This is a genomic window from Ktedonosporobacter rubrisoli (assembly GCF_004208415.1).
Taxonomy (GTDB): Bacteria; Chloroflexota; Ktedonobacteria; order Ktedonobacterales; family Ktedonobacteraceae; genus Ktedonosporobacter; species Ktedonosporobacter rubrisoli.
In genome coordinates, this window is sequence record NZ_CP035758.1 from 6056920 (window position 1) to 6079183 (window position 22264).

The window sequence follows — 22264 nt, forward strand, 5'->3', positions numbered from 1 at the left end:
TGCAGATCTTACAAGCATAGAACGAGTGGAGAAGAAGAGAAATAATGGAAATACCTTATACTATTTGCTTTTGTTGCTATCAGCAACGCGTCTTGATGTTGCGTAGAAACTTTCCGCCCAACGCACAGCTCTGGAACGGCCTGGGCGGAAAGCTCAAAGCCGACGAGACTCCACTGATTGCCGTTCGGCGTGAAATACAGGAAGAGGCCGGAATTGATCTGGAACAAGCCGCCTCCCTCTTTTATGCTGGCATCACAACCTGGGGCTTATTCGATCACGAGCCGGTAAAAGGCATGTATAGCTTCATTGCTCGGCTCTCGGCGCAACAAGCAGAGCAAATAACCTCTCTCGATACGCGCGAAGGCCTCCTCGCCTGGAAGCCGCTGGACTGGGTGTGTGATCCTCGCAATCAAGAAGTGGTTAGCAATATTCCGCGCTTCCTGCCTCCCATGCTCAAAGCCTCAGCGCCTTATGAGTACTTTTACGAATACGAAAGTGAGGATTATGCAAGCACCTCGTTCCGCAGAATGGTAATTCGCCCACTTCCCTCTTCATAGCTCATCCCCGAGGACAATAGCAGAGAGGATGACGTAAACCAACGCTAGTAATGGCCCAACGAATAGCAGGCAGACCCGGCAAGCTACGCTCATATAAGTGCAAGATCCGAGAAGATTTTTCTAACTACCTCATGCTATTATAACCCCTAAGTCGCCCCTGGCTCGCCGTTGAGCCAGACAGAATCTTCGCGATTCGGGCAAGACGACATTTTTCACAAGGGGGTTCATTTTTGCATAGCGGGCAAAAGATGACGATAATTTTTGAGCTTCGATCGCATCTTTAACCAGCTAGCGTTAGATATCCTCTTCGGGCAGGCTATATCGGTCGCTCATCTAGCCTGCCCAATCCTACATAATTGCCGGGAGCAATTGATCCAAAGGCTATTTTTTGGCAGTAAACTGGCATTCCCGAAGTTAAAGCTCCTTCCATGAGCGACAGGTTTCCACAAATTATCGAGCAGGCTAATTAGTTGTGCCTTTTTATGTATCGCACTCGTCTGATATAGTGGAATCAAGAAACACAACCATATAGCGTTTCAAAATAAGGATAAAAAATTCAATGACCCGCATTGTTTCATATAATATTCTGGCAGGTGGTTATAGTCTACGCGAGAAGGGAGCCCGGCGCACCGAGCAACTCACCCGCATCATCAGTTCAGCTCAACCCGATATCGTTGGCCTCGTCGAAGCTACCCACCCGCAACTTCTGCAAAAACCTCTAGTCATCGAAGAAATCGCCGCCAAACTCGGCATGCAACTTATCATGGGAGCCGACGCCACCCACTATAAAGATTATCAATTAGCCCTTCTCACGCGCCTACCTGTCATCAGCACACGCGTACACGCCAGGCCCGGCATCCTCAGCAAGCCGCTCTTAGAGGTATGCGTTGAGGAGCCCAGCGGCGAGCAGCTTACCGTCTTTGTAACGCATCTCTGGGCAGCCTTTAACCACGGCTGGGCCGGAAATAGTCTCCGTCAGCGCGAAGTACGGGAGATCCTACGGATCATGGCCCCCTGGCGCGAAGAGGGACGGCCACATGTGCTCATGGGAGACTTCAACTCGCTGGCTCCGGGCGATCCCTTCAAAGCCAGCTTCCTGGTGCGCTACGTCGTTAACCTTGATGCCAAACGTCAGACGGAGCTTAACGACGGTCATCCGCACCTTGATTTTGTTGTCCCTCCCCGCCTGCGTTTCCTGAATCCACTCCTGCGCACCATTCCACGTAGCCAACTTCTCTGCGCGCTCTTTGACGCCGCCGCCACCTTTTACGCGCCGCGCGGCAGCATTCGCCTCCTCCAGGAAGCCGGCTATATCGACTGTTATCGGCGCACGCATCCCCACGCCTGGGGCTTCACCTGTCCTGCTGCGGCCCCGGCTGGGCGCATCGACTATATGTTTGCCTATCCCACGCTGGCCGAGCGCCTGCAGACATGCTACGTCATTACTGACGGCGACGGCTTACCTGGAAGCGCAGCCAGCGATCATCTCCCCATTGCCGCCGAATTCGGCACGAAGGTTGAGCTGAGAGAGGCAGAAAAGGAGCTGGATAGCGCAGTATCGAGATAATGCCTTGGGAGCGTTGTGGCTTATTGAGGAGCGTAAGGCCACAACGTAACGAAATAGAGCGGAGAGATGGTGGTCGGAAACGATCCACACCACCACCGTTATTCCGCCCGAGCCATAATCATTTATACCTGGACGGGCAGGCAGTGACTACCTCAGCGTGGTCACTCCGCCCGCCATTCGCCACCTTGAAACATATCTTTTGTTTTACCAAACAGATTGCGGAAGATGTTTTTATCATTTTGCTCATTCTGCTCATGCTCAAGGCGCGCAAATTCCTCAAGCAGGTGCTTTTGTTCCGGCGTCAGATTAGTTGGCGTGACCACTTTGACAATGATATGCTGATCGCCGCGCGCGCTGCTATGCACCACCGGCACGCCCTGACCCTTCAGACGGAATGAACGATTGCTCTGTGTGCCGGGCGGAATTTTGAGCGTAGCCTCTTTACCATCTACTGTCGGCACCGCCACTTCATCGCCGAGTGCGGCCTGCGTAAAGCTGATAGGCAACTCATAGATAATATCGTTGCCCTGGCGCTTAAAGAACGGGTGCGGCTTGACCGTCAGGACAACATAGAGGTTGCCCGGCGTGCCACCCCGCGCGCTCACTTCGCCCTGACCACTCACACGCACATTGATGCCGTCATCGACGCCAGCTGGAATATTGACAGTTACCGTACGATTAATGCGCACCCGGCCCTGGCCGCGACACTTCTCACAAGGCGTTGTGATGACACGACCCTCGCCACGACAGCGCTCGCACATCGTCACATTCACAAACTGCCCGAAGATCGACTGCTGTACGCGCCGGATTTCGCCAGTTCCCTGACAGGCCGAACAGCGTGCCGTAGAAGTCCCTGGCTGAGCGCCACTTCCACTACAGGTCGGGCACGATTCCCAGCGGGGGAGCTCAATCTCCTTCTGACAGCCAAAGACGGCTTCCTCAAAAGTAATGGTCAGGTCATAGCGCAGGTCCGCACCGCGTTGCGCGCCAGAACGACGCTGCGAAGTCGTAGCACCGGCAAAGAATGTCTCAAAGAGATCGTTAATGCTACTAAATCCACCGAAGTCGCTGAAGCCAGCACCCACTCCGCCATTACCAAGGCCTGCATGCCCATAGCGATCATAGGCGGCACGCTTCTGTGGATCACTTAATACCTCGTAGGCTTCATTGATCTCAATAAAGCGGGCTTCCGCTCCCTGCTCTTTATTTGTATCCGGGTGATATTGCTTAGCGAGACGCCGAAAAGCCTTTTTCACATCGTCGTCAGTCGCGTTGCGCGATACTCCCAGCACCTCATAATAATCTCGTTTATTTGCGGCCATTCACTGGTCCTTTACCATCAGAAACAGGGCGCGATCTATTCCGCGCTACTGGAATTAAACACTCATTCATAAAACAAGTGCTCATCTACTTCAAAAATGAATCGCTAGTATTGTACCTCATATTGTACAAATATACGCAACCATGCTGCTCCAGGTTAGAAGATTCAGGCCTTTTTTCCCTGAGCAGCGATCTTATGCATACATATAAGAGAGCCAGGGCCGCGCAAAAGTTCCATTTCCCCGCCACTAGCGGGGAGCATACAACTCAGTTTACACCCTGGGTAAGCACGCTACTGGCGAGCCGAAGCATGGATATCTTCAGTTCGCCAGTAGGAAAAAATTACATCTCTTTGTATTCGCCCTCGATGGTATCATCTTTGGAGCCGCCCTGATTCTCCTCAGGCTGCGCACTGTTGAAATCCGCGCCTGCACCAGCGCCTGCACCGGCGCCCTGAGTATAGATCGACTCGCTGATCTTGTAGAAAGCCTGCTCAAGAGCTTCGCGGGCCGACTTGATGCGCGCGATATCATCGGTGGCCAGGGCAGAGCGCACATCAGCGATCTTGGTCTCAAGCTCGCCCTTCTGCTCAGAGGAAAGCTTGTCGCCAAGCTCGGAGAGGCTCTTCTCGGAGCGATAGGCTGCGCTATCGGCCAGGTTGCGCTCCTCGACCTCTTCCTTGCGGCGGCGGTCATCGGAGGCGTGCGACTCGGCATCGCGGACCATGCGGTCAATCTGATCCTTAGAGAGACCACTCTCGGCTTGAATTCTGATCTTCTGCTCGCGTCCGGTTCCCTTATCGCGGGCCGAGACGTTCACAATACCGTTGGCGTCGATATCAAAGGTTACCTCGATCTGCGGCACACCACGCGGGGCAGGTGGAATACCATCAAGGATAAAACTACCCAGAGAACGGTTATCCTTGGCGAACTCGCGCTCACCTTGCAGGATGTTGATCTCCACGCTGGGCTGATTATCGCTGGCGGTAGAGAAGACCTGGCTCTTCTGGGTTGGGATCGTCGTGTTGCGCTCGATCAGGCGTGTAAAGACACCACCAAGGGTTTCAATACCCAGCGAGAGCGGCGTCACGTCGAGCAGGAGCACGTCTTTGACGTCACCAGTCAAGACGCCAGCCTGGATGGCAGCACCAATGGCAACCACTTCGTCAGGATTCACGCCGCGATTGGGCTCGCGATCGAAAATGCGGCGCACCATGGTCTGTACGGCGGGCATACGCGTCTGACCACCAACCAGCACGACTTCATTGATATCTCCCGGGCGAATGCTGGCATCGGAGAGGGCCTTCATCACAGGACCGCGCGACTTCTCGACAAGATCCTCAACAAGCTGTTCTAGCTTCGAGCGCGAGAGGGAGATCGCCAGGTGCTTAGGACCGCTGGCATCAGCCGTGATAAAGGGCAGGTTTACCTCTGTCTGCATCGAGCTAGAGAGCTCTTTCTTGGCCTTTTCAGCAGCCTCTTTCAGGCGCTGCAAGGCCATGCGATCCTGACGTAGATCAATGCCCTGCTCCTTGCGGAACTCATCGGCCAGCCAGTTGATGATGCGCTGGTCAAAGTCATCACCACCCAGGTGCGTATCACCGTTTGTACTCTTGACCTCAAAGACGCCATCGCCAAGTTCCAGGATCGAGATATCAAAGGTACCTCCACCCAGGTCATAGACGGCAATACGCTCGTCCTTCTTCTTATCAAGACCATAGGCCAGTGATGCCGCCGTAGGCTCGTTAATGATACGCATCACTTCAAGACCGGCAATCTTGCCAGCATCCTTGGTCGCCTGACGCTGAGCATCGTTAAAGTACGCAGGCACCGTAATCACAGCCTGGGTCACGCGCTCGCCAAGGTAGGCCTCCGCATCGGTCTTCAACTTCTGCAAGATCATTGCCGAGATCTCAGGCGGGCTATATTGCTTGCCCTGTACCTCAACCCAGGCATCGCCATTGCTCGCGCGAACCACCTTGTACGGCACCAGACGGCGATCACGATCTACCTCGGGGTCATTATATTTGCGACCCATGAAACGCTTAATAGAATAGACTGTGTTCTCAGGGTTGGTGATAGCCTGACGCTTCGCTACTTCACCGACGAGACGCTCGCCATTTTTGTTTATTGCTACAATCGAAGGTGTGGTACGGGCCCCTTCTGCATTTGGAATGACGACAGGCTCGCCACCTTCCATCACTGCAACACACGAGTTCGTGGTTCCCAGATCAATTCCGATAACCTTTGGCACAGTTGCCTCCTAATATTTTATACTGCCTTGCATCCAATACTTGAATGCGTGTAGGAATTTATCATCTATTTACGAATTTTGCGCTGTACTGGTTGTTCTTGCCTCGCTCGTCTCTGCTCCCTACATTGCCAGGGACAGGACGCAAGGCTTGATTATAGAGCTTATATAGCCTGGCTACAATACAGCCGCTACATGGCCTTCCTGATAGGTGCTCGACTCCCTCAACACTCCTGCCCCTTGCTCGTCAGGATCAAATTTGTCAGCGGGCCGCACTTCTATGGGAGCTCGGTCACTCCCCCTCCCTACTCATACCCGTAGACTTCAGCCAGCAGTTCGTTCATTACCTGGGCCATATAGCGGACTACCGCGATGGCCCGGCCATATTGCATACGTGTGGGACCGATGACACCCAGCAACCCGCCGACTTTGCTATCCTGCCCATAGCGAGCCACAACCAGGCTCACATCCTTCATGTCGTCCCACTGATTCTCCCCACCAATGATTACCTGTACCCCATCTGAGGAGCGTAACTGCGAGGCCAGAGCTGGCAAGAAACGGTTCTGCTCCAAAACCTCCATCACCTTGCGCACCCGTTCATTGCGCTCTTCCTCGGGTCCCATCCGGCTATACTCTGGCTGATCCAGAATATTGATCACGCCTTCCCGATAAAAGGTATCACCTACTAGATCACCATGCTGTTCTAGCATATGGGCAATCGTCGTTGCGATCAGCCGCTCTTCGGGCGCCAGGTCTTGTGTACTGAGCAACTCGTTGATCTCAGCAGCATTCTTATCATGGAAAAGTTTGTTGAGCCTCATCGATAAGTTACTGAGCTCTTCCTGCTGAATTGGCGATTCAAGCAACAAGCGCTGCTGCTTCACTGTTCCGTCAGTTAAGACCAGAACCATATGCGCGGAAAGCTCGGTGACCGAAAGCACCTCAAAATGCTTAAGATGGCCTTCTCTGGCCCGCGGCGCTGACATAACGGCCGCGCTATGCAGGAGCCGAGCCATCACCGAGGCGGTTAAGCGCACCCATTGGTCTAATTGATCCTGCACCTGATAGAACTGGTGACGGATAAGGCGCTGCTCATTCATCGATAGCGCCGACTCCTGCATGAGATGCTCGACAAAATAACGATATCCCAGATCGGTCGGTACACGCCCAGCAGAAGTATGTGGCTGATAGATTAAGTTTGCCTCTTCCAGCCCTGCCAGCTCGTGGCGCACTGTAGCAGAACTAAACCGCAGTCCATATTTGCGCACGAGAGTCTCGGAAGCAACAGGAGTGGCAGTATGGATATATTCTTCAACCAGCGCCCGCAAGATCTGCTGTTTGCGCTGACTCAATGGTATCATTCGCCTTGCTGCCTTTATGTTTCTGCTTGATCCCTCCTGGCACAGCCATAGTGATATACCAGGATGATACAATACTTGTCAAATATGATTGCTAGCACTCTCATATCGAGACTGCAAATACAGAATAGCACTCGAAGAGGAGGATTGTCAAGGGTAGATTACTAGAGTTTTCGGGCCCATAAGAAGAAAACCCAATACTGAGGTGCTTGCATGCAAGACTCAGTATTGGGTCATTAGTTAGCGGACTTGTGATACGCCAATTGCCGTACCCATGCCCATAATCACCAAAGCTACCTTAATGTTTACCCAGGTTGTTTAAGATGTTATCGATATTGATGTCGGTATTGTCGTTGTTGTCGCCATTGTTATCATTGTTTTGATTATCGTTATTTGTGGCGACAAACCCACTCTGCATCGGGTCCTGACCGTCGAGTACCCAGTCGCAGTTCCCAGTGTCGCCCTGGGCCTGTAAGCCGTTCATAGGCGAGACGCAACGGACATGCAGACCGGGAGGCTGCGTGAAAGTTGTCTGCTTAAAGTTAAGCTGATCGAAATTGATATCGCCACAGGGAACATCGTCATTTGCCACATTGCAATGTCCATTGACGCGCTCCATCACGCTATGCCAGATCGGACCGGCGCCCGAGACACCAGACACATTTACCATTGTGGTATTATCAGCATTGCCGGCCCATACGCCGACCACCACATCAGGCGTATAGCCAATCGTCCAGTTATCGACAAATTGGTCTGTGGTGCCGGTTTTGGCGGCTACCTGATGGATCTGGCAGTCGGGATAAGGCGCATAGGACCTGTAGCCGCAGGTCGGGTCCCAATCCCAGAATGATAGATCATGGTCATTGAGAAACTCGCCGGTGCGTGCATGCTCATCGGCAAGAACCGAAGTCATCATATAGGAGACCTGTGGCGAGAAGACCCGCGTCGCCCCCTTCACATTGTTCGGATCGAGATGATAGAGATGATGGCCGTAATTGTCCCAGATATCAATAATGCCTTGAGGCGGGACATGTGTGCCCTGGTTGGCAAAGGTCTGATATGCGCCGGTCATCTGTAACAAGGATGCAGGCAGCGAGCCAAGCACCATCGAAACACAGGCACTGCCACATCCTTTCAATTGGTCGTCAAAAGAGCCGTTAATTCCCATCAAATGAGCTGTATTAGCCACATTCTCCTTGCCCACAAAGGTCATTGCCTTCACGGCTGGTACGTTAAGCGACATAGCCGTAGCTTTACGAACTGTCATGTTCTGATTCGTAAAGGCGCTATAGTCGGTTGGTTTATACACTCCCGTAGCATCGGAAAAGGCATCGGTGCCCGCCGGCAAGCCGTTGGGGAAGTAAGTCTTAGAGTCCGGCAATATTATACCTGGATACCAGCCCATCTGGAAAGCTGTGGCATAGACAATTGGCTTGAAGGTTGATCCTGGCTGGCGCGGCTGGAGAGCCATGTTAACTTTACCAGAAACCATACTTTTGAGCTTTTCATCATTTGATTGGAAATTATAGTCAAGGCTCCCGTCCATGGCCAGCACTTCTCCATCCCGGGCATTCATTACCACGACGGCCGCGTCGTTGACGCGGTTGTCTTGGTTAAGCGTAGCATAATGCCCTGTAGGGAAGTACTGAAATTCCGGTTGGGTCAGGTGACGCTTGACGGCCCTCTCGACATAATCTTCAAGGTTTGCATCAAGCGTTGTGCGCACATTAAAGCCTCCACTTAAGACCGCATCCAAACCGGCACTATAGTTGCCATGCCCCAATGCTGTCGCAAGCTGAACCTTTACCCATTGCACAAATTGGGGAGCGCGTAGCGTCGGCTGATAGCCCGTAAATTTCATCTTAGCCGTCATCTGCTCGACCTTCTGGATCACGGCAGGCGTGATCGGCCCGATGCCATCGACCGGCTTCTGCACCTTGGTCATCATCTGCTTCAAGACGTAATCCTGACGTCCCAGCGCCGCTTGCCTATGCGATTCTCCCAGCGTGGGATCATAGATCACCGGATTCTGCGGCATGGCGGCCAATAATGAGGCGCGCGCTAATCCCAGATAGGGGTCGTGCTTTTTGGTCTGCAGGTCGTAGTCGAGATTCTTGATGCCTGGTACGCAATTAAAATTCTTGTCGCACTGTGGCATCAAGTGGAAATAGTCCTCAACTGCCGACTCAATGCCCAGATCCTGCGCGCCAAAGCCAGCTATATTGAAATACATCTCCAGGATCTTTGACTTTGGATATTGTTGTGTAAGTCCAGTGGCCAGCACGGCCTCGATAGCCTTACGGTCAGGGGTTTGTCGCGCATCGCCCGTCAGATTTTTGATGATCTGCTGGGTGAGCGTACTTCCGCCGCCGGCAATGGCGTGGTGCTGCAGATATTCAACTGCCGCGCGTACAATGCCCTGCGGGTCAATGCCGGAGTTCGTCCAGAAGCTCGGGTCCTCTGCGCCAATCATGGCATCCTGCATAACCTGCGGGATGTCTTTATACATTACTGGCGTACGCCTCCCTGTATCCGGAAACAGATTTGCCAGTGGGACACCATTGCGATCTGTAATGTGCGTTGTCTGCGTGATTTGCTGGGTGGCCAGACCTTGCAGACGCGGCAACTGGGTTTGATAAAGGCTATATGCATAAACGCCTCCTGCCGAGGTAGCAACGACTATAAAGGCGAGAATGCCAATTATGATACCCAGCACGATTTTACGCGCACGGGGATGACGGCTCTCACGTTTCTGGCGCATCTTCTGCGAGAGACGCACAGAACGCGAACGCTTCCACTGCTTGTCATCAAGCGGTCCCGATGGGCCTTGCCCGGGCGGAAAGCCATTCATCGGCGGTGCCCCTTGCGGCGGAAAGCCATTCATTGGCGGTGCCGACTGCTGCTGGAAGCCATTCATCGGTTGTTGGAAACCGTTCATCGGCGGTGCCCCTTGCGGCGAAAAGCCGTTCATTGGCGGTGCCGACTGCTGGAAACCGTTCATTGGTGGCGCCGCTTGGGGCGGAAAGCCGTTCATTGGTGGTGCCGATTGCTGCTGGAAGCCATTCATCGGCGGTGCCGACTGCTGGTAGTTTTGCCTACCGATCGCCGCTATTTTGCCCGAGAAACGCTGCACCATTTGCCTGGTATTGGCAAACCAGTTCTGCTGGTCCTGCCAGCTCCCGGCTGGTGGCATCTGCTGCGGTGGCGGCTGCTGCGGCATTGATGGCTGTGGTGAATATGGTCCAGGCGGCATTGGCGAGTAGGGATTCACCTCCTGCGGCATTGCTGGTGCTGCAGAAGGAGGCTGATTGAATTGCTGATGCTGTTGACGATAACCACTCAACAAACCGCTGGCAGGCGCGGGGCCACCAAACTCGGTCTCGTAATTATTGTCCGGCGGTTGATCCCAATTGTTCATAATAAAATCATCCTCATATTCATGCAGTAGCTTGTTCCCTATATCTCTTGTGTGCTCTCACCATACCAACCCTAAACTAGCATACTATATTTTTCTATTCCTGGGTTTAATGCCTTATGGAGTTTAACGAATAAGATGACACACGTTAACCGAATCACCTATTTAGGCCATGCTTCTATAACTGAACAGCTGCGCTCATATTCAGAGAAATATAGGTTCTGAAGCGGCTTTATGCTTCCCTTCCAGGTATATTATGCGCCGAAATTACGCTTGCAAAATCATGTACAATAGTAGGGCATAGTGTCACGATATCATGCTGGGAGGAGCCCTTTTATGTTAACAAGGCCTGGTCCCCTCTTGCGACTCTTCGTTGTTTGTATGCTTGGTGGCGTTCTCTCGCCTGCTCTCGCCCCCTCTCATGCTTACGCCTTCAGTGATCCAATTACGATTAATTCCCAAACAGATACGATCAATTTTCCCAGTGGGATAGATTTTCAGGTCTCGGCTCGCGATAGTACTAGCCCAATCGTCCGGGCGACGATTTTTATAGCTTCTAGTTCGGCCAATTTGCGCGAAGAACATCAGGTCAATGTAACTGATCCCTCACAGCAGGTCACGCTGCGCTGGCACGAGGATACGACCGGCAACCACTTTACTCCTCCAGGCACTCAAATCAGCTACCATTGGGCGCTGCAAGATCAGCTCGGCAATCTCTACACAGGGATAATCCAGCATTTTTCGGTTATCGACACTCGCTACAACTGGCAACAAATCTCGGATGGCATGCTGCAGGTGCATTGGTACAATCGTACTGTTGATTTCGGCAAGGCGGTTCTGCACGAAGCCGATGCCCACCTCAAACGTATTAGTGCCAATCTTGGCGGCGGCCTCGTTGAGCCGGTTGATCTGTGGATCTATGCCAGCAATGATGATTTTCATGGCTCGCTCGCTCCTCAGACCTACGAGTGGGTTGGCGGGATCTCCTTTCCTGAGCTGGATCAGGCATCGATTGTTGTCGATAGCCTGCAAGCCGAGACGCTAAGCCGCGATATGCCTCATGAGATGACGCACCTGGTCTTTCATCAATTGATCGCGCGTGGCATCTTAGCTCCTCTCTGGCTGGATGAAGGGTTGGCTGTCTATAACCAGGTTTATCACGAGCCGGCCATGAAGATGCGCTTTAAACAAGCTCTGGCCGAGCACAATCTGTTACGCCTTGACGATATCGCTAACGAGTTTCCGGCCGATGCAAATAAGGCTTACCTGGCCTATGCCGAGAGCTGGATGCTTGTAGATTATATGTACCATACGTTCGGGCCACAAAAAATAGCTGCACTGATTAAGGGTATGGATAATCCGCAAAATTCTTTCCGCCAGGATTTGCTACTCGCTCTTGATGAGGATCAAATCCACCTGGAAAACCAGTGGCTCTTACACCTCAACCAGCCGCCCATTCTCAATCCTTCAGATATTATGTCCACGCCACAGCCGAATAGAAAACCGATCCAGGTGAAGATTATGCCCGATAGCAATGCGCCACTCTTGCTCGCACTGGGCATAGCGCTGGTCACCATCTCTTTGATGAGCATGACCAGCCTGCTGGTCTATCAACGCCGCAATCGGCAGAGCAGGCAGCAGCTTCGGCGGGACCGGTACGGGCTCAATCAGGCCTGGCCGTCTTCTTTTTCTACGTTACAACGCTCTATCCCTTCTACTGATCCCATGGGCTCTGCTCTTCCTCCACAGCAAAGGCCGTGGCCAGTTTCTGATCAGTATATGAGCTCAGCAGGACCTTACGCCTCTTCTGAGGACCAGGAGTGGCCGCCGCGCTATCCGCCAGCGCGGGATGCGGCTGAGCCGTTCGTCGGCAATGATCCCAACTGGCCCCGCTTCACGCCGGGACAGGAGTATCCGGGCAGCTATCCCAATCACCAGGTTCCGCAGGAGTAAAATATAGAAACATTCTCACTTAGCAACACAAAAAGATAAGCTGCAGGCAAGCGAAAAGGCGTTATAATACGTTCTGCAGCGCGCAAATGCAGCAATCAGGCTTGTGATCAATCCTTTTGATCACGTTTTGAAAGGCAGAGGAAGATGGAAGTGCATGATAATACGCCACCCCGCTATTATCCTTCTACTGCGCTATCCCTTGACGAGTTAGCTTACTGGATCGCCTTCAGCCGGGTATCAGGCATCGGTCCAGTCAGTTTCAAGCGCCTGCTTGATTACTTTGCTGATGATGTAGAGTCCGCCTGGCAGGCCGATAGTAAGGCTCTGCACGCAGCCAGGCTCAATCAGCATACGATTGAACAATTTCTTAAGCAGCGCCCAAAGATTATCCCTCAGCAGGAGCTAGAGAGGTTAGAGCGCTTGCGCGTCTGGGTCATTACCTGGCGTGACGAGAGCTATCCACCGCTGCTCAAGAAGATCGAGTACGCGCCTCCTGTGCTCTATGTTTGTGGCAATTTGACTGAGGACGATCGGCACTATACGCTGGGCATTGTGGGCACGCGCAAGATGAGTACATACGGTCGCCAGGTTACTGAGCGCTTTGCCAGCGAACTGGCCCGCAGCAGGATTACGATCGTCAGCGGGCTGGCTCTGGGTGTGGATACTGTTGCGCATACGACGGCTCTGGATGTGGGCGGACGTACGATAGCCGTGTTGGCCTGCGGTCTGGATGTGATCTATCCGGCGGTCAATCACGATCTGGCCAAAAGGATTGTAGAATCGGGGCAAGGCGCTTTGCTGACGTCCTTTCCGTTAGGCGTTAAGCCGGAGTCGGGCAACTTTCCGGCGCGCAATCATCTTATTTCGGGCCTCTCACAAGGCATCCTGGTTACGGAAGCTCCGCCAAAGAGTGGAGCGCTCATTACAGCAACTTCGGCCCTCAATCAGGGACGCGAGGTTTTCGCGGTACCTGGCGGCATCTTTTCGCCCGGGGGCGCTGGCGTGAATAAGTTGATCCAGGATGGCGCGCATCCAGTCACAAATGTTAACGATATTGTGAACAACCTGAATCTGTTTATGCTTTCTCAGCAGGTGGAGGCTCAGGTCATTCTCCCCGAGAATGCGGAGGAGCAAAAGTTGCTCTCGCTCTTGAGCCATGAGGCATGCCATATTGATGAGTTGATTCGCGAATCCCAGCTGCCCGCCAATACGGTTAGCGCTGTGCTAACGATGATGGAACTGAAGGGGATGATCAGGCAAGTCGGCGGCATGCATTATGTGCTGAGCGAGACGTAATAAGACGCTCACCGACCATTTCAATAATATGCGGGATAATGGATTTGCTTTATGAGCGTGCAAGCCATGCTATCTATGGCATAATAAGTATTATGAATGTGCTATTTACACAAGGAGCAAAAAAGATGCATGCGGAATTACAGGCTCTTTTCGCTGCCGATCAGGCTGAACGTAAAATCCATCCCGCATATGGAGAGGCTGAATACAGGGAACTGCGCAAGCATGATACCCAGCGCCGCGAGCGTGTGCAGGCCTTAATGCAAGCCGGAGCGCTGCAGGAGGCCGAAGATTACTATCATGCCGCGATGATCTTCCAGCACGGCGAGACGTTGGAGGAGATTTGGCAGGCTCACACGCTCGCCTTGACGGCGGCTGAGAAGGGATATCGCCGCGCAAAATGGCTGGCAGCTGCGGCTATGGATCGCTGGCTGATGTATCAGGGCAAGCCGCAAAAATATGGCACACAGTTTGTTCCTGACGGCAAGGGCTATCGGTTATGGGAGCTTGATCCTGCGACAAGCGATGCAGAGCGCGCGGCCTGGAATGTGCCTTCTCTGAATGAACAGCAGAGACGTGCCGAACAGTTGAGCCGCGATGAGCCGCAGCCACCACCCGAACTTGCCCCCGGATGGCTTCAGGAGGCACGCAAACGCTGGTCCCAACAAGACCCTTCAGATTAAGATCTGACTTTCTTTGCCCTGCCAGCTTCTACAAGATTTTGATCTCTGCACTTGCAATCGTGACTTCGTAGCCCAATTTTTCTGAAAGAACGTGACAGACGGCTGAGGCCAAATCGGGTCGTACTGGCTCACCTCGCTCCATCTTCTCAAGCGTTGGCCGTGAGACATTGGCTAATTGGGATAGACGAGAAATATTGAGTGCGGCCTTGATACGAAGTTCTCTTACTCGCGACATGCTCACCCTTTCGACAAAACTAACCCTATTCCAGCTCTTTTTGTTTACCTGGTAATATTCAAGCCCTCAATGCTATCTATCGCAATATCTCTTTCCAGATATTTTTCCAGCACTCTCACCAACTTGACCACAGTCACTCTTGTAGTCGCTTTGCCATTTCCAATACGAATAATCGTAGCCACATCGACACCGCTTCTATCCGCCAGTTCCTTTTTGCGCAATCCTGCCTCAGTAATCAGTTCGTTGAGTGTTGCCATTTTCTCTCCCCACCAAATCTTTCATCATCGGCCCCAAATAGCTAGAACATACCAAGCTGCACGCCCAGATTGTCAACATAAGGATTTACGCCAGCTTTTTTTGACAGCGCGTGATACACATCTCTGGCCAAAGTCTCGCCTTTTTTCGAGCCCATCAGCCTGGCAGTTTCTAAGGCCTGAATCCCGGCTTTAGCGCTCCCCTCCCTATCTCCCTCGGCCTCAAACAGTCTGGCTTCTGTCAGGCTGAAATACATACGCCATTCAGCGAGATCAGAGGTTAAGGCTTTCCAGGCCATGTTGAGTTCATTGTGCGCATCTTTGAAATAACCTTTACTGGTCGGTCGATGCTTACCAAGGTGCAGATAGATCTTTGCCTTCTCATGATGCACGGCAGCCAGGTTTGGGCGCAAAAAGCTAGTGTCCTCTTCGATTTTGCCATTATAGACAGCATTTAACGCTTTATCTAGCCAGCCATGAACCTGCGGCTCAAGCGTTTTATCAGTGGCCGCATAGTTAACATATGTATTAGCCGCAGCCAGATATATGTTTACTTTCAACGGTGTGCGCACCTGGCCAATGCGCTCAAGCGCACCGTCTATAGATGCTCTAGCCGTAGCATAACACTCATGTTCCAGATGCATTTGTGCGCCGCGGAACAGGACAGCGGAGAGCAGTTCGCTATCATCAAGTTGAGTGGCAAGCTGTATGGCTTGCTGGTTATCATTGAGAACAATATTTTTATGCTTCTCATCCATGCCCCAGTGTTGGGCAATTGCCATGTGGAGCTGATAAAATTGGCAGAGAAGATACTGCCAGGCCTCCTGCTGCAATACTGGGACGACCTTGCTGACTTCGCTCAATCTGCGTAAGCGCCTATCGATGCGGGAAGCGATCTCGGCTGCCCTGCCACTATAAAGGCACTCCCAGCCCATCGCCAGTGTATCTTCGTAGTGATAATAGCTATCCTCTTCAACGATCTCTACCATTCCAGCAGGCTTGTTCTCAAAGTTTCCCATAGCATCCTGATAGACGGTCAGGCGCCAATCAAGCCCGAGTAGCGCCGGGGGAATTTTAAGCAATCTAGCGAGAAAGATGCGCCGTTCAAGATCATGTAACATCGCCGAAGTCTCCCATTCCTGAATAGTACGCAATTTGCAGCCAGTTGCAACAGAAAAATCTACCTGGGTTTTATAGCGCTTCCTCCGATAGTAAGCTATCACTTCTCCCATATGGGGCAAAATCCCCACGCCCGGCGCAAAATTCCCATAGCGTAGCCACCAATATAACCTATGCATATTTTACAACACCTCACGCCATTTCAGCATCCTAAATCAATCTATTTCTATTGTACATTAGTGCAAAAATTTCTATTAATACATGCGCTTTTCCTGCGTTCCACAAAAACATTGCGTTGTTTTTTTCTTATTCCCCACTATGATATAACCAGGCTTACCCGAATTTATGCAACTGTTAGCATTCTCCATCTTTGCCTGAATGCTAACATAAATTGACGAGCGGCCTTTGATTGTTCGCCAAAGCTGGCTGGCAACAATGAATAGCTGTTTGGTTTGTTAGGAATGGAGGTCGGTTCATGGCAGATTTTGAGTTCTACGAGGGCTTCTGGAGCTTTTCCAATGATGAGATTGAGATTTTGATGGATGAGGCGACGTTCGACAAGTATTTCAGGGCCTACTTGCAAGAGAAAGGCCTGGAAACCAGAACATATCTGGAGTTGCTCCACTATGCCGAAGAGGTGCAGCAGCAACATAAAGCCGCCGAGGAAATTCTGTTTGATCCCTCCTACTGGCTCCCCCTTGCCAGCGATCCCAGCGTACGCATCGTGCCAAGAAAGCTTCCACTCGCTAGCCAGGCGGATAGGGAAGGCCTTTATCCATAAGTGAGCCCGAGACTTTATTGTCGGGCGCGAGCCAGCCTATAACCCGTACACGGCTTGCGCCTGGCAGCATTACGAGCAGCCGCACCCTTGACAATCAGCTGATGGTCTTTTAAGGTTGCAATAGGCAGATGTGCGAAGTTTGTTAAATTTATTAGCCGGTTCCGCGCCATCTATCTATTTTTATAGGATAGGCACGGAGCCCAGAGGGACGTTTGTTTATGCTGCTTGAATATCATAATAAGTTGGTGCGCGATAACATCCCAAAAATCATTCAAGAGGATAACTGTACCTGCACTATTGAGATTATGGACGAACCAGAATTTCGCCAGGCTCTGCGGCAGAAATTGGTAGAGGAGGCTCAGGAGGCTGCTCAGGCCGAGGGACAACACCTGATTAGCGAGCTTGCCGATATCTATGAAGTTATTGATGCGCTGATGAGCAGCTATAAAATCGATCCCGAGCTCGTACGCCGTGAGCAAGAGCACAGGCGCAGCCAGCGAGGAGGATTTATACAGCGTATTCGTTTGCTTAATGTATCCAGGAACTACCAATGATTTATCTTGAGCATTTACTTGAAGCCACCGGCGGCAGCTTGCGCTATCCGGGCAAACAGACCCGCTTCGCGGCCTTCAGCCATGATAGCCGCCAGCTCATCCCTGGCGAGCTTTTTGTTGCTGTACGTGGAGAGCGCAGCGACGGCCACAATTATATACTCGATGCGACCCGCCGTGGCGCTGCTGGGCTGCTGATTGAGGCAGCTGCCTTTAACGCGCTCTCTAGCGAGGTCCAGAGCGAGCTAGAGCAGGCAAGCCTTGCCACTATCCTTGTCGCCGATACGCGCCTGGCCCTGCAGGACTACGCGCGCGCTATTCTGCAGCGCTGGCACCCGACCGTCATTGCGGTAACCGGCAGCGTGGGCAAGACCAGCACAAAAGAGGCAATTGCAACCGTCCTGGCCAGCAATTTCGCTACTTTTAGAAGCTGGCAGAACTACAATGATCTGCTTGGCCTGCCCCTCTCGCTTGGCAAGCTTGAGGAGCGCCATGAGTATGCCGTGCTTGAGCTGGGCTGTGATCATCCGGGGGAGATCGCTGCGCTCTGTCGCCTTGTCCAACCCCATATCGGCGTTCTCACTAACGTCAGCCCGACCCTGCTACAATACTTCGGCTCGCTTGAGAACTTTGCCGCCGAGTTAGGCACGCTCTTTACCAGCCTGGCCGATGGCAGTTATGCAGTTTTCAATCAGTATGATGATCTCACACGCCCACTGATTGACTCTACTCGACGCATTACTTTTCTCCCGTTTGCCCCTTCCCAGGCCTACAATGTGAAGGTAAGCTGGGAAGGAGTCTCCTGTGAGATCCCGCCGGAGGCTGCAGGCGCTTCGAAGCCGCTGACCCTGAACTCTCGCTTGCTCGGCGCCCATCACGTTTCTACGATGCTGGCTGCGTATACTGTAGCGCGCCGCTGCGGCCTGCAACCTGAAGAAATCCAGGCTGCCTTGACACAAGTGACACCCCTGCCAGGACGGCTTAACCCTCTGCCTGGCGTTTATGGCAGCCAGATCCTCGACGATACCCACAATGCCCAGCCCGCCTCGGCTCTTGCCGGCCTTAGCGCGCTCAAAGCCTTGCCCGCTGGTCTGCGCATCGCCATTCTAGGCGATATGCATGGCCTTGGCAGCTACGAGGAAAATGCGCATCGCCAACTTGGCCAGGCCGCCGTCCGCTACGTAGATTATCTGATTACGCGAGGCGAACGGGCCGCTATTAGTGCCGAGGCTGCGCGACAAGCCGGTCTTGCGCCCAGGCATGTTATTGTGACTTCCAGCCATGAGGATGCGGCCCGCGCCGCTCGCAGCATTCTAGAAACACATCAGGCTTCCGCAAATGTTAGCAACGTCGTCTGGCTCAAAGGCTCTGAGGAGATGCGCATGGAACGCGTCGCCGAATTGCTTCTAGCGCAACCAGCTGACGCTCCCGAGCAATTGGTGCGCCAGACGCCCGGCTGGAAACAGATAGTTGTCACGCGACCAGAGCGCCCTACCTGGCTGGAGATAGATCTTAGCGCGATTGCTAGCAATACGCGCAAAGTCAAGGATGTGGTCGGTCCCAAAGTAAGGGTATTGGCGAGCCTGAAGGCCGATGCATATGGACATGGGGCCCTGAAGGTCGCACGCACGGTACTGCAAAATGGAGCCAGCATGCTAGGGGTGGCGACGGTGAGTGAGGCCAGCCCACTGCGTGAGGCGGGGATTAGCGCGCCCATTCTGGTCTTTGGCTATGTGCCGTCCTGGCAGATGCGCGAAGCCTTACGCCTTGATCTCGCGGTAACACTCTATGCCAGTTCCTCGGCCCAGGCGCTTTCGCGCGCGGCTCTTGCCTTGCATAAGACCGCCCGGGTACACGTCAAGGTGGATAGTGGGATGGGACGCCTGGGTATTCGCAGCGAACAGCTTGATGAGATCGTTGGCTTTGTGCGCGAGATTAAAGAGTTGCCAGGGCTCGAACTTGAGGGTCTCTATACCCATTTTGCTGTCGCCGATATGCTGGATCTGACCCTGACCAGGCGACAGTTAAGCCGCTTCCAACAGGTTCTGTCAGCATTAGAGGAACAGGGATTGCGCCCGCCGATTGTGCACGCCTGTAACAGTGCTGCCACGCTCAGCCTGCCAGAGGCCCATTTTGATATGGTCCGCCCTGGCATTGCGATCTATGGACTTGATCCTTCGCCAGAGGTACGTCTGCCCGAAGGATTTCGCGCAGCCCTTTCTTTTAAGACGCAGGTTTCGCAGGTGAAATGGGTGCCAGCCGGAGAAGGTATTAGCTATGGCTACACCTATATCACTGAACGTCCGACGCTCGTGGCGATTCTACCGGTAGGCTATGCTGACGGTTTTCGCCGCGCCCCCACCAATTGGGGCTCGGTCCTCATCCACGGGCAGGAAGCGCCAATTCTAGGGCGCGTCTGCATGGATCAGTGTATTGTGGATGTAACGCATATTCCGCAGACGCGTATGGGCGACGAGGTAGTATTGATTGGACGCCAGGGCGAGGCCAGGCTAAGTGCCGAGCAGGTCGCCGAACGCTTGGGCACGAGCAACTGCGAGGTAGTGGCCGAAATCCTGGCCCGCGTGCCGCGCGTCGATTAGCCCAAAGCTTAGCTGGAGAGGCAGTACACCTGCCTCTCTTAGCTATTACAGATCGCGCGTGCTCATCCAATAGCCGCGCCACTTCTCATAGCCCAGCTTAGCATAAAAATCAGTGATCTCAACCCAGTCAATATAGCAAGGCGTAGCATCTCGCTCCTTGAGCAACTCGGAGGCGCGCGCCACCAGAGCGATGCCAATTCCACGCCCGCGCTCGTCTGCTCCCACGCCCACACAACCAAGCGCGCCCATCTTCTCGCCCAGCATCGCTTGCCAGGGTATATCTATTCTGTCAGGATGCGAATGCTGCGTGCTATACATAGAGAGTGTCCCGACAACTTTGCCATTCGCCTTATCGTGCGCCACAAGTAGATCCTGATAATCGCCGAATTCCGCCACATATTGAAAATGCGGGAACCAGTTCATAAACTCGCGCCGCTCAAATTCCAGCACAGCAGCCAGATTCTCCTTGCTCGCAAAGCCAAAGCTAATCCCTTCGCGAGCCATGCGCGACCAGATCGCGGGCTGGGTCACATAATTGGACAAATCCTGCTGCAAATCGTAAATAAGCCCCTCACGGAACTCCCAGCCCAAGGCCCGAAAGAATTCATATCCAGCCGGCAAATTGAGCGGCACGCCCGGCCAGAAGCGCGCCCACCCGCCACCGACTTGCACCTGTGTTAAACCGGCTTGCCTCACATACTCAAGGGCGCGGGTATGGAGTGCGCGCCCGATACCCCTACGCTGCCTTTCTGGCGCCACCAGCACAGCCAGAATATTTCCCAGCGACCCCGTAACCCGCTCACTACGTGTAATAGCTAGTAATCCAATGATTTGCCCCTGTTCGTGCGCGACAAAATTTTGCGCCGTGGGATTATGCAGTATCTGTTTAAATCGCTCAGGACCGATTAACCACTTCTGGCCAAGCGCAGCTTGCCAGAGGGCAAAGGACGCATCGGCATCTTGGGCGGCATCATAGGGCCGAATATCCCAGCTTCTTACCTGCAATTTCTTAGACCTCTCTGAAATATCTTGCCAGCGACATCACATCTCGCTTACTTAACTATACACTATTGCTTTGGACCCGGAAAAGACGATAAACTTTAAGTGTGATCGCGATTTAAAATATGTTCGGGGGGCTTTTAGCCTGACGATTGAGGGCATGGCCATAGACGTAATGCGTATTCACCTGGGGAGCAAAAAAATACCATGCAAGAGAATACACGTCAAGAAACAACTGCGATGATGCGGGTTCAAAGCAGCGCTACGCTGATTGCGAATCCAGCGGCAGGGGGACCGCTGCAGCACATGCATCAGATTGCGGAGACGCTGACATTTCTGCGCGATAATGGCTGGCAGGTTAACTTAAAGATGACTCATCAGCCAGGAGATGCCCGTAGGTTCGCGCACGAAGCTGTGGAGCAAAAACAAGATGTGGTTATCGTGGCCGGTGGCGATGGTACGATTAACGAAGTCATCCAGGAGTTGGCGCAGAGCCAGACGGCTCTGGGTGTTCTGCCCGGCGGAACTGTCAATGTGTGGGCGCGAGAGGTTGGCATTCCTCTTGACTACGCAGGAGCGCGCGAGGTCCTCCTCCACGGGCAGATGCGGCAGATCGATCTGGGCCAGGTCAATGATGAGCACTATTTCTTCTTAATGGCGGGTATAGGGCTTGACGGCGAGGTTACCTATGCAGTGGAAAAAAAGCCTGTAAAGCGTCTTGGCGTCATTGGCTATCTCTTAATCGGGGCCTGGCTCGGCCTTGGCTATCGTGGTTTCCGCGCTGTCCTGCAGGTCGATGGACGCGTGATCAAGACCAACGCTTTACAGATCATCATCGGCAATACGCAGCTCTACGGCGGCACGATTAGATATACCTGGCAGGCTAGCTGCGATGATGGTCTACTCGATATCTGTATAGTGCGCCGCCAGGATATGCTCAAGCGCATCCTTGTCTCCCTGGATTTTCTGCTCGGCCGCGAGGAACGGCGGCAATGGGTCCGTTACTTGCGCGGCAGCAACGTTAAGATACGCACGCGCCAGCCGATAGCCTTCCAGCTCGATGGTGATCCAATCGGCTATACGGCTCGTGGCTTTCCTTCTACCGCCTTTAGCATAGTTCCTCAGGCCCTTAAAGTGATTGTCCCGCAAATTATTCCTGAAGATCTATTCTCCAAAGCCAGTGCGGGGAGCGAGCTTTCCGAAACTCAGGAGGCTTAAGGTTTATCTTTCTACGGCAACTTTTGAACTCATCAAGCAATTCGCGTTTGTTTCTATATCATATCTATAGCATCTTGCGTAATAATAAATAGAATACATGGTCTGTGCTTG

At 53.0% G+C, this 22264-nt stretch carries 17 protein-coding genes; 9 read left to right on the forward strand and 8 right to left on the reverse strand.

All coding sequences use genetic code 11. The features are described 5' to 3' along the window. Positions 1–44: 44 nt before the first annotated feature. Positions 45–557, forward strand: a complete 513-nt coding sequence (locus EPA93_RS26300; RefSeq protein WP_129890361.1) for an NUDIX hydrolase — start codon at positions 45–47, stop codon at positions 555–557. A 559-nt stretch (positions 558–1116) separates the two neighbouring features. Further along, entirely contained in the window at positions 1117–2124 is a 1008-nt protein-coding gene (locus tag EPA93_RS26305) for an endonuclease/exonuclease/phosphatase family protein (RefSeq protein ID WP_129890362.1), read from the forward strand. Between the two features lie 161 nt (positions 2125–2285). Here the strand turns inward: EPA93_RS26305 and dnaJ are convergent, their stop codons facing one another. The 4 genes from dnaJ to EPA93_RS26325 form a co-directional block, all read right to left on the reverse strand. Beyond that, on the reverse strand, positions 2286–3446 hold the full coding sequence (dnaJ, locus tag EPA93_RS26310; RefSeq protein ID WP_129890363.1) for a molecular chaperone DnaJ: 1161 nt from the start codon (positions 3444–3446) through the stop codon (positions 2286–2288). Between the two features lie 340 nt (positions 3447–3786). Continuing rightward, positions 3787–5697, reverse strand: a complete 1911-nt coding sequence (dnaK, locus tag EPA93_RS26315) for a molecular chaperone DnaK (RefSeq protein WP_129890364.1) — start codon at positions 5695–5697, stop codon at positions 3787–3789. A 302-nt stretch (positions 5698–5999) separates the two neighbouring features. Further along, positions 6000–7055, reverse strand: a complete 1056-nt coding sequence (hrcA, locus tag EPA93_RS26320) for a heat-inducible transcriptional repressor HrcA (protein WP_129890365.1) — start codon at positions 7053–7055, stop codon at positions 6000–6002. A 295-nt stretch (positions 7056–7350) separates the two neighbouring features. Next, the gene (locus EPA93_RS26325; RefSeq protein WP_129890366.1) at positions 7351–10470 is read right to left on the reverse strand and encodes a transglycosylase domain-containing protein; all 3120 of its coding nucleotides are present in this window, start codon (positions 10468–10470) and stop codon (positions 7351–7353) included. 333 nt (positions 10471–10803) lie between these two features. On the opposite strand from EPA93_RS26325, the gene EPA93_RS26330 reads away from it, so the two are divergent. The 3 genes from EPA93_RS26330 (at position 10804) to EPA93_RS26340 (ending at position 14396) form a co-directional block, all read left to right on the forward strand. Beyond that, positions 10804–12420: a peptidase MA family metallohydrolase gene (locus EPA93_RS26330; protein ID WP_129890367.1), complete on the forward strand. Its 1617-nt coding sequence runs from the start codon at positions 10804–10806 to the stop codon at positions 12418–12420. 144 nt (positions 12421–12564) lie between these two features. After that, complete coding sequence (dprA, locus tag EPA93_RS26335; RefSeq protein ID WP_129890368.1) at positions 12565–13716, forward strand: DNA-processing protein DprA; 1152 nt, start codon at positions 12565–12567, stop codon at positions 13714–13716. Positions 13717–13841: 125 nt separating this feature from the next. Then, complete coding sequence (locus tag EPA93_RS26340) at positions 13842–14396, forward strand: hypothetical protein (RefSeq protein ID WP_129890369.1); 555 nt, start codon at positions 13842–13844, stop codon at positions 14394–14396. Between the two features lie 28 nt (positions 14397–14424). On the opposite strand, the gene EPA93_RS26345 is transcribed toward EPA93_RS26340, so the two are convergent. Genes EPA93_RS26345 through EPA93_RS26355 form a run of 3 tightly spaced genes read right to left on the reverse strand, consistent with a single transcriptional unit; the run spans position 14425 to position 16183 of the window. Further along, complete coding sequence (locus EPA93_RS26345) at positions 14425–14631, reverse strand: helix-turn-helix domain-containing protein (RefSeq protein WP_129890370.1); 207 nt, start codon at positions 14629–14631, stop codon at positions 14425–14427. Positions 14632–14675: 44 nt separating this feature from the next. Continuing rightward, on the reverse strand, positions 14676–14888 hold the full coding sequence (locus tag EPA93_RS26350) for a helix-turn-helix domain-containing protein (protein ID WP_129890371.1): 213 nt from the start codon (positions 14886–14888) through the stop codon (positions 14676–14678). Between the two features lie 41 nt (positions 14889–14929). Beyond that, positions 14930–16183: a helix-turn-helix domain-containing protein gene (locus EPA93_RS26355; protein WP_129890372.1), complete on the reverse strand. Its 1254-nt coding sequence runs from the start codon at positions 16181–16183 to the stop codon at positions 14930–14932. Between the two features lie 296 nt (positions 16184–16479). Between EPA93_RS26355 and EPA93_RS26360 the strand changes: the two genes are divergently transcribed. From EPA93_RS26360 to alr, 3 genes are all read left to right on the forward strand, one after another. Then, positions 16480–16785 (forward strand): hypothetical protein, encoded by a 306-nt coding sequence (locus EPA93_RS26360; protein WP_129890373.1) that lies wholly within the window; start codon positions 16480–16482, stop codon positions 16783–16785. Between the two features lie 218 nt (positions 16786–17003). After that, complete coding sequence (locus EPA93_RS26365) at positions 17004–17339, forward strand: nucleoside triphosphate pyrophosphohydrolase (RefSeq protein ID WP_129890374.1); 336 nt, start codon at positions 17004–17006, stop codon at positions 17337–17339. Then, complete coding sequence (alr, locus tag EPA93_RS26370; protein ID WP_129890375.1) at positions 17336–19936, forward strand: alanine racemase; 2601 nt, start codon at positions 17336–17338, stop codon at positions 19934–19936. Before EPA93_RS26365 ends, alr begins: the two co-directional genes overlap by 4 nt. 45 nt (positions 19937–19981) lie before the next feature. Here the strand turns inward: alr and EPA93_RS26375 are convergent, their stop codons facing one another. Further along, complete coding sequence (locus tag EPA93_RS26375; RefSeq protein ID WP_129890376.1) at positions 19982–20941, reverse strand: GNAT family N-acetyltransferase; 960 nt, start codon at positions 20939–20941, stop codon at positions 19982–19984. Between the two features lie 201 nt (positions 20942–21142). Between EPA93_RS26375 and EPA93_RS26380 the strand changes: the two genes are divergently transcribed. Continuing rightward, positions 21143–22153, forward strand: coding sequence for a diacylglycerol/lipid kinase family protein (locus tag EPA93_RS26380; protein ID WP_129890377.1), 1011 nt, complete (start codon positions 21143–21145; stop codon positions 22151–22153). Positions 22154–22264: the final 111 nt, after the last annotated feature.